At 32.6% G+C, this 15549-nt stretch carries 14 protein-coding genes; 9 read left to right on the top strand and 5 right to left on the bottom strand.

What is annotated here, in order from left to right:
- Positions 1-197: 197 nt before the first annotated feature.
- From hemE to H0V01_13200, 4 genes are read left to right on the top strand one after another with little or no spacing between them, the layout of a single operon-like run.
- Positions 198-1226: a uroporphyrinogen decarboxylase gene (hemE, locus tag H0V01_13215; protein ID MBA2584336.1), complete on the top strand. Its 1029-nt coding sequence runs from the start codon at positions 198-200 to the stop codon at positions 1224-1226.
- Between the two features lie 10 nt (positions 1227-1236).
- Positions 1237-2370 (top strand): OmpA family protein, encoded by a 1134-nt coding sequence (locus H0V01_13210; GenBank protein ID MBA2584335.1) that lies wholly within the window; start codon positions 1237-1239, stop codon positions 2368-2370.
- Positions 2371-2428: 58 nt separating this feature from the next.
- Positions 2429-3757, top strand: coding sequence for an MFS transporter (locus H0V01_13205; GenBank protein ID MBA2584334.1), 1329 nt, complete (start codon positions 2429-2431; stop codon positions 3755-3757).
- 7 nt (positions 3758-3764) lie between these two features.
- The gene (locus tag H0V01_13200; GenBank protein ID MBA2584333.1) at positions 3765-4487 is read left to right on the top strand and encodes a (Fe-S)-binding protein; all 723 of its coding nucleotides are present in this window, start codon (positions 3765-3767) and stop codon (positions 4485-4487) included.
- Positions 4488-4553: 66 nt separating this feature from the next.
- Here the strand turns inward: H0V01_13200 and purB are convergent, their stop codons facing one another.
- Positions 4554-5897, bottom strand: coding sequence for an adenylosuccinate lyase (gene purB / locus H0V01_13195; GenBank protein ID MBA2584332.1), 1344 nt, complete (start codon positions 5895-5897; stop codon positions 4554-4556).
- 97 nt (positions 5898-5994) lie between these two features.
- On the opposite strand from purB, the gene H0V01_13190 reads away from it, so the two are divergent.
- Complete coding sequence (locus H0V01_13190; GenBank protein ID MBA2584331.1) at positions 5995-6753, top strand: menaquinone biosynthesis protein; 759 nt, start codon at positions 5995-5997, stop codon at positions 6751-6753.
- 117 nt (positions 6754-6870) lie between these two features.
- Positions 6871-8550 carry a PD40 domain-containing protein gene (locus H0V01_13185; GenBank protein MBA2584330.1) on the top strand — a complete coding sequence of 560 codons (1680 nt, stop codon included), beginning with the start codon at positions 6871-6873 and terminating at the stop codon, positions 8548-8550.
- Between the two features lie 10 nt (positions 8551-8560).
- On the opposite strand, the gene H0V01_13180 is transcribed toward H0V01_13185, so the two are convergent.
- From H0V01_13180 to H0V01_13170, 3 genes are all read right to left on the bottom strand, one after another.
- Positions 8561-9484: a hypothetical protein gene (locus tag H0V01_13180; protein MBA2584329.1), complete on the bottom strand. Its 924-nt coding sequence runs from the start codon at positions 9482-9484 to the stop codon at positions 8561-8563.
- 157 nt (positions 9485-9641) lie between these two features.
- On the bottom strand, positions 9642-10178 hold the full coding sequence (gene rsmD / locus H0V01_13175) for a 16S rRNA (guanine(966)-N(2))-methyltransferase RsmD (protein ID MBA2584328.1): 537 nt from the start codon (positions 10176-10178) through the stop codon (positions 9642-9644).
- Positions 10179-10468: 290 nt separating this feature from the next.
- The gene (locus H0V01_13170; GenBank protein ID MBA2584327.1) at positions 10469-11983 is read right to left on the bottom strand and encodes an MCP four helix bundle domain-containing protein; all 1515 of its coding nucleotides are present in this window, start codon (positions 11981-11983) and stop codon (positions 10469-10471) included.
- A gap of 189 nt (positions 11984-12172) precedes the next feature.
- On the opposite strand from H0V01_13170, the gene H0V01_13165 reads away from it, so the two are divergent.
- The 3 genes from H0V01_13165 to H0V01_13155 all read left to right on the top strand — a co-directional run bounded on the left by H0V01_13165 (position 12173) and on the right by H0V01_13155 (position 14911).
- Positions 12173-13129, top strand: a complete 957-nt coding sequence (locus H0V01_13165) for a ring-cleaving dioxygenase (protein ID MBA2584326.1) — start codon at positions 12173-12175, stop codon at positions 13127-13129.
- Positions 13122-13748 (top strand): dienelactone hydrolase family protein, encoded by a 627-nt coding sequence (locus H0V01_13160; protein MBA2584325.1) that lies wholly within the window; start codon positions 13122-13124, stop codon positions 13746-13748. Before H0V01_13165 ends, H0V01_13160 begins: the two co-directional genes overlap by 8 nt.
- A 128-nt stretch (positions 13749-13876) precedes the next feature.
- A complete protein-coding gene (locus H0V01_13155; protein MBA2584324.1) occupies positions 13877-14911 on the top strand; it encodes a YeiH family putative sulfate export transporter in 1035 nt (344 codons plus the stop codon).
- A gap of 53 nt (positions 14912-14964) precedes the next feature.
- On the opposite strand, the gene H0V01_13150 is transcribed toward H0V01_13155, so the two are convergent.
- Positions 14965-15150: a hypothetical protein gene (locus H0V01_13150; protein MBA2584323.1), complete on the bottom strand. Its 186-nt coding sequence runs from the start codon at positions 15148-15150 to the stop codon at positions 14965-14967.
- Positions 15151-15549 lie beyond the last annotated feature (399 nt).

The following is a 15549-nucleotide window of genomic DNA, read 5'->3' as shown; positions in this document are numbered from 1 at the left end:
TAACTTTTGCCTAAAACCTGCCTTTTTGCTCATTTTATAAACCGTTAACCCTTATAAATGCAGGTTAAATATGTCTGTTCGATGAATTTTTTTACAGTTTTAATTCCAGATAAATCATAAACAACAATAAATCTCTATTTTTGTGATGTAAAAAATCAGAAGGGTAAAAATCCTAAATAACAATAGAGTGAAATAAGATGGAATTTAAAAATGATTTAATATTAAGAGCTGCAAGGGGAGAACAGGTCGAACGAACTCCTGTTTGGCTTATGCGTCAAGCTGGTAGAATTTTGCCTGAGTACCGTGAAGTACGAAAGAAAATGGGTGGATTTATAGATCTGGTTAAAAACCCTGAATTTGCATGTGAGGTAACCATTCAGCCTGTAGATATTCTTGAAGTTGATGCGGCCATAATTTTTTCAGATATACTCGTTATTCCTGAAGCTATGGGACTACCCTATGAAATGATTGAGGCTAAAGGACCTTGGTTTGAAAATACAATTAATAGCCTGGAAGATATAAACAAGCTTAAAATTGTAACACCAGATGTTGACTTAAAGTATGTATTGGATGCAATCAGAATGACAAAGAAAGAACTCAATCAAAGAGTTCCTTTAATAGGTTTTGCCGGTGCTCCCTGGACTATTTTTTCATATATGACAGAAGGACAAGGATCAAAAACATTTTCAAAAGCAAAAAAGTTTCTTTATACACAACCAGAAATAGCACATTTATTGCTTGAAAAAATTACACAAAGCACTATTGGATATTTAAAAGCCCAAATCAAAGCCGGTGCAGACATGGTACAAATATTTGATTCATGGGCAGGAATTTTAAGCCCTGACCAATATAATACCTTTGCCTTACCTTATATAAGTAAAATTTGTGATTCCATACATGAGGTTCCTGTAACTGTTTTTGCAAAAGGAGCCTATTTTGCACGAAAGCAAATGGGGGATTTAAATTGTCAAACAATAGGACTTGATTGGAATATGGATCCGGTGGAATCAAGAGAACTTATTGGCCCGGATAAAACTTTACAAGGAAATCTGGATCCTTGCGTTCTATATGCAGATTTTCATGTTATTGAAAATGAAACTAAAAAAATGCTTAAACGTTTTGGTAAAACAAAACATATAGCTAATTTAGGCCATGGACTTTATCCTGATATTGAACCTGAAAAGGTGAAATGCTTTATTAATGCAGTGAAAGATTATCATTATTAATGATAGAAAGTTGAAAAATTTAAAACAAATAATCAGTTTTTTTCTGGTTTCACAAGCTTACTTTTTATTTGGACAAGATAATCTTGTTCCAAATCCAAGTTTTGAGGACCTTAATGGCAAACCTAAAAAAATAGGTGAAATTGATAAAGCCGCTCCCTGGAAAAGCCCAACATTAGGTACAGCGGAAATTTTTTGGACAGGTTCAAAATCCGATGATATTAGTTCACCAAAAAACAAACTGGGTTATCAGGTTGCGCGCACCGGAAATAATTATGCCGGTGCTATACTTTATGATAAAAAAAATCAGGACTTAAGAGAATATATTCAGGTTGAGTTAATGGAAGAGCTTGATTCAGGAAAAGTTTACTGTATTGAATTTTTTGTAAATGTTGCTGATTTTTCAAAATATTCTGTTGATCTGGTTGGAGCATATTTATCAGAAAAAGAATTTTCTTACCAAAATATGGATCCTATTGGTGTTGTTCCCCAAGTTGTAAATAAATCCGGAAGGGTTTTGGGAAATCAAGCGGAGTGGGAAATTGTTTGCGGGGAAATGAAAGCAAAAGGAGGGGAGAAATTTATTACCATTGGCAATTTTTCCACTGACAAGCAATTAAAGGTGGGGAGATTAAAAAAACCAAAAATGGTTGGTGCTCAAAATGAATACGGGTATTATTTTATTGATGATGTATCGGTTATTGAACAAGATGTGAATTATGCTTGTGATTGTTTTAAAAAAACGCATGGAGCAAACACGGTAAATATTGTTTATAGCAAAGTTACCGGAGAAAATGAGGAAAGGTTGCATCCAGAGGATTTAATTGAATCCAAAAATGTTTATTTTGAAACAGGCAAAATCGATTTTCCAACTTCAGCCCTTGCTGATTTAAATGTATTGATTAAATTAATGAATCAAAACAATGATTTTGTTTTAGAAATTACTGGTTATGGTGATGATGCAGAATTAACAGCAAATTCAACTATCGGGGAACAAAGGGCTAATAAAATAGCAGAGCATTTGGTTAAGAATGGAATCAGAAAGGATAGAATAATTTCTTCTAGTGGAACAATTACAAAAATGCCAGGCAGGGTTGTCGATGCTTCAAGAAGCAGAAAAGTAGATTTCTCTGTGATTATTGAATAATTTAATCTTCCAATTTATATCAATACCCTTTGTATTAATTAAGTACATAATCCCCTAAATGCAAGCCACCACAATACAAAGGTCTATTAAAAGTAAGAATAGGTTAACAAATGCATGGGCTTTTTATGACTGGGCCAACTCCGTGTATCCCCTTGTAATTACTACAGCAGTTTTTCCCATTTTTTATGAAAATTTAACATCCTCTAAAATTGATGGAAATGTTGTTTCTGATTCCGTTCAATTCTTTGGCACATCCTTTATTAATACCGAACTTTATTCTTATGTAATTGCATTATCCTTTCTTGTGGTTTCTTTTAGCTCCCCTTTTCTATCGGGCATTGCAGATTATACGGGCAGTAAAAAAATGTTTATGCGTTTTTATTGTTATCTGGGTGCTTTTTCTTGTGCCTCTTTGTACTTCTTTAATATAGAAAATCTGGAACTTAGTATGCTTTCTGTATTTTTTGCAAGTATTGGCTTTTGGGGGAGTCTCGTGTTTTACAATGCCTTTCTTCCAGAAATAGCTCCGAGAATTGAACACGACCGTTTAAGTGCCAAAGGGTACTCACTTGGCTATCTTGGAAGCTCAATATTATTGATACTAAATCTAATGGTAATCATGAACTATGATTTTTTTGGATTTAATAATGCGGGAGAGCCTACCCGTTTGGCATTTTTATCTGTAGCTATATGGTGGATAGGCTTCAGCCAGATCACTTTTAGCAGGTTGCCCGACAATATTTACAATAAAAAACCAAAGGGGAACCTTGTATTTCAAGGTATTAAGGAACTTTACAGGGTATGGCTTGAATTGAAGCAAAATAAAGCACTTAAAACTTTTCTTGGTTCTTTTTTTGTTTATAGCATGGGAGTACAGACTGTAATGTTAATGGCAGTTTTATTTGCAAGCAAAGTTATTAATATGCAGACAAGCAGTCTTATTATAAGTGTTTTGATAATTCAGTTTATAGGCATTGGTGGGGCTTATTTTTTTTCCTGGCTTTCTTCAAAAATAGGAAATATTAAAGCCTTAAGTACTGCGGTTTTTATTTGGATATTAATATGTGCAGGAACTTATTATTTTGTTTATACTTCTGTTGATTTTTATATTGTTGCAGTCACCGTTGGGCTTGTTATGGGAGGAATTCAGTCTCTTTCACGTTCAACATATGCAAAAATGCTTCCTGAAACAATTGATCATGCTTCCTATTTTAGTTTTTATGAAATTCTTGAAAAAATTGGTATTGTTATCGGTATGTTTTCCTTTGGTTTAATAGAAGGGATAACAGGAAGCATGCGAAATTCAGTTTTGGCCCTGATTGTATTTTTTGTTGTTGGTTTTATTTTGTTACTTCGCATACCCGGAGTAAAAGCCGTTAAACACTAGTTTTCCTATGATTGTAGATATTTTTATTCCCTGTTTTATGGATCAGATTTACCCAGGAACAGCCCTTAATATGGTCAAAATTCTTGAGCATGTAGGCTGTAAGGTAAATTACAATGTTGAACAAACCTGTTGCGGCCAACCCGCTTTTAATGCGGGTTATTGGGATCATTGCAAAGAGGTGGGAGAAAAGTTCATTAAAGAATTTCCCGAAGACAGGTACATCATTACTCCTTCGGCCTCATGCGCAGGCATGGTTAAAAACTATTACGGAGAAATGTTTCACAATTCATCCCTGCACAATGAATACAAACAAGTGAAGAAGAACCTTTTCGAATTCAGCGATTTTTTAGTAAACATTCTTAAAATTACTGATTTGGGTGCAAAACTGGATGGAATAGCCACCTACCATGATTCCTGCGCAGCACTAAGAGAATATGGCATTAAAAGAGAGCCAAGGGTTTTGTTGGAAAAAGTGAAAGGCCTTGAATTAATTGAAATGCATGATGTAGAAACATGTTGCGGTTTTGGTGGTACCTTTGCTGCAAAATTTGAATCTATTTCAATTGGTATGGCTCAGCAAAAAGTTGACAATGCAGTTGCAACAGGTGCAAAATATATTGTTTCCACTGATATGTCCTGTCTGATGCACTTGGATACTTATCTCCAAAAAGAAAATCATCAAATCAAGATTATGCATCTAGTTGATGTGCTTGCTTCGGGCATTGAGTAATCCTTATTTGAATAAAAAGAAGATTGTTTTTGTTCCTTTTATGTGTCCTGTTGTTTTTTAAGAAAATTAAACCCCGGTATAATTAAAAGGAGATATTTTCATTAGCTCCTCTTTTATTTCATCCTTTACATCAAGAGTAGAAATAAAGCTTTGAATAGCCTCTTTATTTATTTGGGTATTAATACGTGTTAAATCCTTTAGTTTTTCATAAGGTTTAGGATAGCCCTCTCTTCTTAAAACAGTTTGTATAGCCTCAGCTACCACAGCCCAATTTGCATCCAAATCATCATGCAATGCTTGTTCATTGAGTATTATTTTACTTAAGCCCTTATTTAAGGATATAAGAGTGATGAGCGTATGGGCAAAGGGAAGCCCAATATTTCTTAAAACTGTAGAATCAGTTAAATCTCTTTGTAACCTGGATACAGGTAATTTGGCGGAAAAATGCTCAAATAAAGCATTTGCAATTCCTGCGTTTCCTTCTGAATTTTCAAAGTCAATTGGATTTACTTTATGCGGCATTGCTGAAGATCCAATTTCACCTGCTTTTATTTGTTGTTTAAAATAATTCATTGAAATGTACATCCACATGTCCCTGTTAAGATCAATTAGAATAGTATTGATTCTTTTAATTGCATCGCAAAGTGCAGCAATATTATCATAATGCTCAATTTGGGTTGTATATTGGGAGCGATCAAGGCCAAGAGTATGATTTACAAAATCATTGGCAAAGCTTACCCAATCTGTTTTAGGATAGGCTACAAAATGTGCATTAAGATTACCTGTTGCACCACCGAATTTAGCTGACATTGGTACTGCTTTTAATTGTGATTTTTGCTTTTCAAGCCTTTCCACAAATACCATTAATTCCTTACCAAGCTTGGTAGGTGAGGCAGGTTGTCCATGTGTTTTGGCCAGCATTGGTATTTCTTTCCACTGAATTGCAAATTCTTTTATTTTTGAAATTGTTTCTTCTAAAACAGGATAAAAACATTTTTCCAGGGCTTCCTTTATTGAATAAGGAATTGCTGTATTGTTAATATCCTGGGAAGTTAATCCAAAATGGATGAATTCAATTGATTCACCCAAACCAAGTTGTTCAAATTTATCTTTCAAAAAATATTCAACAGCTTTTACATCATGGTTGGTGATACTTTCTGTGTCCTTAACTTTTTGTGCATCTTCTAAAGTGAAATCTGTATAAATCAGCCTTAACTTTTCAAAAACCTCATGCTTAACGGATTTTAATTGTGGCAATGGCAGTTTACATAGAGAAATAAAATATTCAACCTCGATTAAAAGACGGTATTTTATCAATGCTGATTCAGAAAAAAAGTCGGCAAGTTGTTCGGTGGATTTTCTATATCTGCCATCAACAGGTGATATTGCAGTGAGTTGGGATAGTTTCATTTTAAAATGTTTATTCTTTTAGGGCAACGAATTTACAAATTGTTTGAGATTATATTGATAAATTTGTATTCCATACCCACATTAATGAGTGCAAGCAATGATTTCGAAAATTAAAATATCTGTAGTATCCTATCTTAATTCCAAGCCATTTATATATGGAATTCAGGATTCACCAGAATTAAAAAAGCATGATTTTGAATTACAGCTGGATCTTCCAGCACAATGTGCGGAAAAACTTATTAATGGAAAGGTCGACATTGGATTGGTTCCTGTGATAGTTATTCCTAAGTTAAAGGAATCCTATATAATAAGCGAATTTTGCATAGGTGCAAATGGCCCAGTAAAGACAGTAATGTTATACAGTGAGGTTCCTGTAAAAGAAATTAAACAGATTTATTTAGATTACCAATCAAAAAGTTCTGTTATGTTAACAAGAATACTAGCATCAGAACTATGGGATATTAACCCTCAATGGATTCCCGCTTTAAATGGGTATGAAAATTTGATAAGCAAAACCACTGCTGCTGTTGTAATTGGTGACAGAGCCTTTGAAATGAATGGCAAATATAAATATGAATATGATTTGTCGGAACAATGGCAAATCTTAACCGGCATGCCTTTTGTTTTTGCTTGCTGGGTTGCAAATAAAAAACTTCCCGATGATTTTGTCCGTGATTTTAATCATGCTCTAAAACATGGATTAGAAAATTTGGAGCATGTGGCTAATTTGCATGCTTTAAAAAACAATAATCTGTTGGAATACTTTACAAAACATATTAAATATGAATTTGATAAAGAAAAAAAAGATGCACTTGCCTTGTTTTTACACAAAGCCTCTGAGATTAATCTGCTTTAATTTTTCTTGAAAACTTTATTATATTGTTAATAATTAAAAGGATTATTAACTATCATAATTTTTAGTTATTTTTAAATTTGTTAAATGTCATATGAAAACATCTTTAAAAAACGTGGAATGAATTATATTAAAAACTTAGTTCTCTTAATATTTTCCATTATTCTGTTAACAGAGTGTTCAAACGCTTCAATAATAAGCGTAAAAGATACAACTTCCCAAAAAGGATTTAACAGCCTATCCAACCAAGTTAAACTCAAGCAAGCCAGAAATAATTTTTTGGCAGAGAATTATCAACTTGCTTTAGAAAATTACAGGGAGTTGCAAAGCTCCTATCCGAATGATGCTATGGCAAATTTCAGAGTGGGGGAATGTTACTTTGCTTTGCTCAATTTTGCTGCTACCGTTGAGTTTTTAGAGAATTCAAAAGCTCAAAATTCATTGGTTCATAAAAATTTGAATTTTATATTAGGACAAGCATATCATAGAACAGGGAAAATTGATAAGGCTATTGAGGTATTACAGGAATTCGTGAATTCTTCTAAAGAAATTCTGGAAGAAAATAAAGATGCTTTGACATTTATAGAGCAGTGTAAAACAGCTAAAAAATTAATGGCTAATCCTGTTAACGTGAAAATAAGCAATCCAGGGGTCTTTATTAATTCACCTTTTGAGGATTATGGACCCTCCATATCTGGTGATGGAAAAACCTTGATTTTTACTTCAAGAAGACCAGAAACAACTGGAGGCAGAACTGATCCTGGTGATGGGAAATTTTATGAGGATATTTTCATTTCTTCTTGGAATGATGCTTCTAATACTTGGTCTGAGGCAAAACCTGTTCCAGGTAGATTAAATACTGATTTTCATGATGCAGCCTTAAGTATTTCACCTGATGGCACTCAAATTTTTGTATATAGAAATGTACCGGGAGAAACAGGAAGTGGCGATATTTATGTTTCAAAATTAAACAATAAGCAAGTCTGGGCAGCTCCAAAACCTATGGCAAAAGAAATAAATTCTTCCTATTTCGAAAGTTCTGCAAGCATTTGTGCTGATGAGAGTTATTTTTATTTTGTTAGTGAAAAAAGGGGAGGTTTTGGCAATGGGGATATTTACAGAAGTAAAAGATTATCAAAAAACGTTTGGGGTGAAGCTGAAAATTTAGGACCAGTAATTAATACTACTGAAGATGAAGTAAGTGTTTTTATTCATCCTGACGGAAAAACTTTGTTTTTCAGTTCAAAAGGTCATAATACCATGGGTGGTTATGATATTTTTAAATCCGTTTATAACAATGGGAGCTGGTCTGTTCCAGAAAATTTAGGTTATCCCATTAATACATTTCATAACGATTTGCATTTTGTATTGTCCTCAGATAACAGCACAGCCTACTATTCATCAATAAAAGAAAATGGACTAGGGGAGCGGGATATCTATCGAATTGACATGAAGAATTATGCTGTTCATCTTAAAGAAAACCAGGTTTACAAAAGCAATGGTTTGTCCATATTAAAAGGAAGTGTTTTTGATATGGATGCAGCCCAGGCAGTAGAAGCAACAATTGATGTTTTGGATTTATCCGGACAAAAAGTTTCCTCTATTTTTACAAACTCAGATGGTGAATACTTTGTAACTCTGCCAGGGGGAATCAATTACCAATTGGTAATATCAGCAGAAGAATTCGAAAAGGTAAGTGAAAAAATTAATCTTCCATTAGATAATACTAAAACCTATGTTATGGTAAAGCATTTTTTGGTAAAAAAGATTTCAAAGGAATTTAACTTCCCAAAAGATTAGTTTAGGATTTTTAATAGAAAAGGGTAGGATTAACTGATACTGTTCCAAAAAATTTTGATTTTTTCATGGTTTGATCTTGTTTTTTTAAATAGGGCAAACCATTTGAATCCAGCTTAGGAAAATGAGGATTTATTGCTTTATTCAATTTTTTTGGGATAAAAGGCATATCGTGTAAAAATTTATTTTGCACAACATGCCTTATTTGTTCTGAATCAATTCCTGCCATTGCGCTAATGGTTTGTGAATAAGGCAGAGCATAAGCCCCGGAAAAAGCAAGTATTCCATGAGAAAATTTGCCGTATTTTGTCTCTGAAAGATCATAATAACCAAACTCTGAACGATAATCAGATTCCCCTGGTTTTATTTTTATCTTTTTTTCATCGTTGTTATTGCCAGTCCACAACAATAGATTAACTCCAAGTTGCATATTCATGTTTTGATATATTACCGAAACTGCACCTGTTCTATATTTATCTGATCCTTTAAAAATAAACAGATCATTTTCAGTAAAGAAATGAAAATTTCCGGATTGAAAGCCAATAATTCCAGTATTTTGGGAAGTAGAAATATTATCAGAATAAATTTTAAAAACATAAGATAAGCTATTACTTTTTCCAGTGAAATTACTAACAGGACTAAAGAAAACTGCTTCCCTGGAAAGGGTTAATGTTTCAGGCCCAAAAGCTCCTGTAATGCCCAGGTTAAACTGGTTTTCTATTCTTTTTAAATCTGGACCATAACTGTTGAAACAATATAGTCTGTTTGCATAAGCATTAAGCTGAATATTTTCACAGACAATGTAAGCTCCAGTTAAAAAGCCAATACGGTTAACTTTAGTACCAAAAGTAGCAGATATTCCAACTATTCCGCCTGCATTCCAAATTGGATTTATTGCATATAGTGGATTAATTAGGGAAGTTAGTATCACTCCCATATTGATCAAACACAAGCGAAAAATCATGTTTTATTTGTAAGAAAAGTATGCTTTAATTCAAATTCACATATCATTAGCAATAACTATTGGTACAGGATAATTTTAAAAAAATTTAATTGCTAATTTACTTTAAACAAACGCAATTAACTTGCTGCAATTATTTATTGTGAAAAAAACTGAAATTTACTTTTCCATACTTGCGTCTTTCTTCAAAGAAATGATTATTTGAAAAGTCCTTATCCTCTGGATGTTCAATAACCAGATATCCATTTTTATTTAGCAACTGTTTTTCGAATATTCTATCAGCCAGGAATAGTGTTTCCTGCATATCATAAGGTGGGTCAGCAAAAATAAGGTCATACTTATCACTGCTATAAGAAATGAATTTATAAACATCACTCGTTATAACTTTTATGCCTTTAGCTTTTAGTTCTAAAACGGTTCGTTTAATGAATTCAGCGCATTTAAAGTTAATCTCCACACAAGTTAAATCCTCAACACCTCTGGATGCAAATTCAAAGGTGATATTACCAGTACCGCAAAAAAGATCCAGGACTTTAATGTCTTCAAAATCAATTTTATTTGCTAAACAATTAAATAAGGCCTCTTTCGCATAATCTGTTGTAGGACGAACTGGTAGATTATTGGGAGGATTTATTTTTTTTCCTCTGTATTTTCCACTTATTATTCTCATTAATGCAAATTTTTAGTATTACTCCTTTTACATTTGAATATATACACATGTAAAACGGATGAAAATAGGGTGAAATGGGAAATATACGAACCTTTCAGGAAGAATTGCAATAGAGTCTAAAATATTTATGATTCTTAAGGTTTTAGAGATTGCAAAAACAACAAAGTTAATTCTATGGATAAAGCCTAAAGCCTGTTCGTAATTTTGTGAATTCCTTTAATATTCGATTTTCTTTAAACAAAATATTATACATGATTTTGTTATTTTTTCCATTTCACTGGAAATTTTTATTATCGCCCAGCCTTTGGAATAGTAAAAGTAAAAGTACTGCCTTTGTCAATCTCGCTATCAACAGTTATAGTTCCACCATGTGTAGAAACAAAATCCTTTACCAAAACAAGTCCAAGTCCAGAACCATGTTCCATGGCAGTTCCTGTATGAGAAACAGTTTTACTTTCGTTAAACAATAAATCCTTTATAATTTCCGTCATGCCAATTCCAGTGTCTGTTACATTAATTATTACAAATTCAGCATTTTCTTCAGCTTTTACAGTAACTGATCCTCCTTGTAATGTAAATTTAATTGCGTTTGTCACAAGATTTTGAAATATTGATCGCAGCATGAGTTTATCTGCTTTAACAAAAATATTTCCCGGAACTTCATTTAATAATTCTATGTATTTTTCTTCTGCATTTGATTGTATTAATTTGAATGATTCTGTTACAGTTTCCTTTAAATTTAATTTTTGGGGGTTAAAGATCATGCTTTTATTCTTAATTTTTGCCCACTCTAATAGTTCATTGAGTTGAACAATTAATTTATTTGAGGAGTTGTTAATTATGGATGCAAAATGTTTTATCTGCTCATTAACTGGTGATTCCTTTAGCATATTCATCAGGATTTCTGAAGAACTTAGAATAGTGTTAATAGGATTGCGTAAATCATGTGAAATTACAGATATAAATTTATCTTTTGCCTGTGTAACTTCCTTTAATTCATCATTATATTGACATATGTTTTCATAGGCACCATTAAGCTCTTCAGTACGTTTTTTTACCTTTTCTTCGAGCTCTTCATTGAGCAATTGCAACTCTTTTTGAGCTTTTTCCCTTTCAATTGTTTGTTGCTTTAATGTAATATAATCTTTAGTAAGTCTTTTTGATATTCTTATCATTAAATTGCTGATTAATAATAGAAAAAGAATACCGAAAGCAACTATCAACCTGCTTAATAATCTTGTATTGCTTATTTTCTCCAAAGTAGTTGTTATGTCTTGTTCTGTATTATACACTACAAGTTGGGCGAAATCTTCTAATTTTTGTTTGTAAATTCCCGCTAAAGGTCTTATTTCATGTTCCTCATATTCAAAAGGCATAACATCCTGTTCTTCCCAGCTAATTTCAAGGGCTGTTATTAACTTTTTCTGATACAGGTTTTTCCATTTTAATACTTCCTCAAGGCTGTTTTTGGTGCTTGATCTGGTTATTTTATCAGTTAATTCTTTAAAAAGTGAATCATTCTGAAATAATAGTTCACGTATTTTAATCGCATAAAATATTTTTTTTTCGGGTTCAGTTGAATACAAATTGTGTAATAAATAGATGTAATTAGTGCCAGTATTGTATTCGATTCTCCTTAATAAGGAGAGTTGGGAAAGTGATGAATTTTTAATGTAAGATATATTTCTTTCGTAATGTCTTAAGCCAATAAAATTGAGCACGCCAAGCAATATAATGAGGATCGAATTTACAAGGAACAACAAAATGATTTGCCTCTTTATCGGAATAAATTTTAATTGTTTCACAATTTTGCTCTTTCTTTAAATTTAGTCATTTATTCTTAATAATTATATCCTGTTAAAATACATTTCTAGAGGTTTTTTTTTGATTTTATGGAATAAGAATACATCCGGTTTTTTTAACTCTTTTAAATTTCTTAAATTAGATAAGCATGTGAAGTTTAAGAATTGTATAAATTTTTCTAAATGTAAGGGATGTACAAACAGAATAAAATTACCGGAATACATCACATAACTGCTATTACTGGAGATCCTCAAACCAATGTTGATTTTTATACAGGAATTTTAGGACTTCTGCTTATAAAAAAAACTGTAAATTTTGATGCACCTGAGGTTTATCACCTTTATTTTGGAGATGAAACTGGAACTCCCGGAAGTGTTCTTACCTTTTTTTCATTTGATAATTTTTCAAAAGCAGTGAAAGGTCATGGGGAAGTAAGTACAATTTCTTTTTCAATTGATGAAAATGCTTTGGAGTTTTGGATCCAAAGGCTTGAAAAATTCAATGTTTCCTATAAAGAGCCTTTCTCAAGATGGAATGAAACTGTTGTGTGTTTTGAAGACCATGAAGGATTAAGTTTAGAATTGGTGGCAAATAACAAAGATAAACGAACAGGATTTGAAGTTCCCGGCATTAGATTGAATAATTCCATAAAAGGTTTTTATGGCGCAACCCTTTTGGTAGAAAATCAGCAAGAAACAGCATCAATATTAATTGATGTTATGAACCATCAGTTAATATTAAAAAACGACCAGAGATTTCGGTACACTTCCACCAACCTGCCAGGAAGCTTTATTGATATAATTGTAAATTCCGAAACTGATACAGCAATTCAAGGTATTGGTTCGGTTCATCACATTGCCTTTCAAACCGCAAACCTGGAATCTCAACAATCAATACGAGAAGAGCTTTTAACCCGTATTAATTATGTAACACCTGTAATTGACCGATATTATTTTCAATCTATTTATTTTCGTGAGCCAGGACGGATTTTATTTGAGATAGCTACCAATGGTCCTGGATTTTTAATTGATGAATGCATAGAAAATTTTGGTTCTTCTTTAAAACTTCCTTATTGGCTTGAACCTAAGAGGGAAAGCATTGAAGGGCATTTAAAGCCGGTAAGGGTTAATACACAAGAATATGTTTGAACATGAAAAGCAGATATTATTGTCGGGAATGCCCCTTGATGAGGCCAAATGTGCGATGCTACTATTACATGGCAGAGGTTCATCCTCAAATGATATTCTTGAAATTGTAACGCACCTAAATGTTAAGGAGTTTGCATTAATTGCCCCGGAGGCAACCTATAATATTTGGTATCCAAAGAGTTTTTTGGCCTCTCGAGAACAAAATCAGCCAGCGCTTTCATCAGCATTATCAATTATTAAGCATGCAATTGCTGAAATTAACCAGGCAGGTATTCCAACAAATAACATTTTTTTGCTGGGGTTTTCACAAGGCGCATGTTTAGCTTTGGAATATGCAGCCTTGAATGCTGAAAAATATGCTGGTATTATTGCCCTTACAGGTGGTTTGATTGGAGAAGAAGTAAAAAAAGAAAATTACAAAGGCAATTTTAAAGGCACCAAAGTTTTTATCGGAGCAGGAGATCATGATCCCCATGTTCCGTTAATAAGAGTACAGCAGACAACAGCCATTTTGAAATCCATGAACGCTAAGGTTACGGAAAAAATTTATCCTAATTTACCCCACGGGATTTCTGAGCAGGAAATCTCCGATGTAAATAAATTGTTTTTCACTAGCTAAACCATTTATTTTTGGTTTTTTTCATGGTACTTTAATACATAAAAGGATTTGTAAATATTGCTGGTCCTGAATGAATAATTGTTTATGTTTGCTGCCTTATTGGAATATTAAAAAAGGCAATAAATAAAATGATTAAAAACATAAATTTGAATTTAATAAAGGGAGTCCTGTTTATTGCCCTTATTTCCCTTTTAGCAACATGGATCGCATCTTTTTCTTTTTTCACTAACTTAGCAATAAGTCCTTTAATTATTGGGATTTTGCTTGGAATAATTACAGGAAATTTATTTCGTGGGTCCATTCCACTTGAATGGGGACCGGGAATACTGTTTTCTGCAAAAAAAATATTGCGCCTTGCAATTATTTTATATGGCTTTAAAATTACCTTCCAACAAATTGCCCAGGTTGGATTAACCGGACTAACAGCAGATATAATAATGGTTGCAACAACTTTTCTTCTGGGTGCTTATGTAGGAATAAAATTTTTAAAGTTAGATAAGGAAACAGCTTTTTTAACCGCTTCGGGCGCTTCCATTTGCGGAGCTGCTGCGGTATTAGCAACCGAGCCTGTTGTAAAGGCAGAAACTCATAAAGCTGCAATTGCAGTTGCCACAGTTGTTTTATTCGGAACAATATCAATGTTTTTATACCCCCTTTTGTATAAATCAGGAATCCTGCAAATGGATTTTAAACTATTTGGCATTTATGTAGGTTCAACTGTACATGAAGTTGCCCATGTAGTAGGTGCAGGAAATGCAGTGTCAGATATTACTTCCGATACAGCCGTTATCGTAAAAATGACAAGGGTTATGCTTCTTGTGCCATTATTGATTTTACTTAGTATTTATCTTTCAAGGAAAAATGGAGATACATTTAATAGTAAAAGCATCCATATTCCTTGGTTTGCAGTTGGATTTGTGGCAGTAGCCGGTTTTAATTCCTTTCATTTGCTTGCATCCGAAATGGTAGCTGCTATTGTTAGTATTGATAATTTTTTACTTACAATGGCAATGACCGCACTTGGGGTAGAAACAAACATAAAAAAAATGAAAGCAACAGGTGGCAAACCCGTTGTATTGGGATTTATTCTTTTCCTGTGGTTGATCCTGGGGGGATATGGAATTACAATTTTAGTTGATAAATTCACAAGTGTTTTCAATTGAATTAGATCGAAAATCATTTTTTGTTGCTTAATATTTTGTCTTCTAAGAATTTCTTATGAGAGGTGGGGATGCTTTTCAAATTCAATGTTTTTTCTTTTTATTTCAGTATAGGATTTAACAAGTACAGAAAGCACTAAGGGTATTCCTCCTGTCATCATAAGAAAAAGTAAAGGTGTAAGTGCATATATCAATATATTGATTTTTAAAATCAAAAAATAAGTTTTTAATAAAGCTTCCATTTTTAAAATAATGTTTTAGTTATCATTTTATACATGAAAAATCTTGCCATAAGCTTCTTATAAGTGTTTTTACCTACAAAACCTTCAATTTTGAATTCCTTGTGTTTTAAAAATATTCCCTTTTTTACTTTTATTCCTTTTTTGGGAATTTTTTTGGTAAAAATCTGTACTGTTTTTTTGCCAAAACCCCGTTTTTTTCAACTTAGTCCTTTTGAATATTACGGGCCCTTGAGAATGAAAAAAGCATTTTAGTTCAAATAATATTACTAATAAAATAGCCTCAAAACAGGAAAAAAAATTCCCCTAATTTTCTTAGTTATTTATAATCATATCAACTGTAAATCCCCACAAATGGTATTAAATTTTACATTAAAATTATTGGCATTAAATTTTTGTAAA

The sequence above is a fragment of the Bacteroidota bacterium genome, assembly GCA_013696965.1.
In the GTDB taxonomy this organism is placed as follows: Bacteria; Bacteroidota; Bacteroidia; order JACCXN01; family JACCXN01; genus JACCXN01.
The sequence above is the reverse complement of the archived record's forward strand: the minus strand, read 5'-3'. Positions and strand labels throughout refer to the sequence as shown.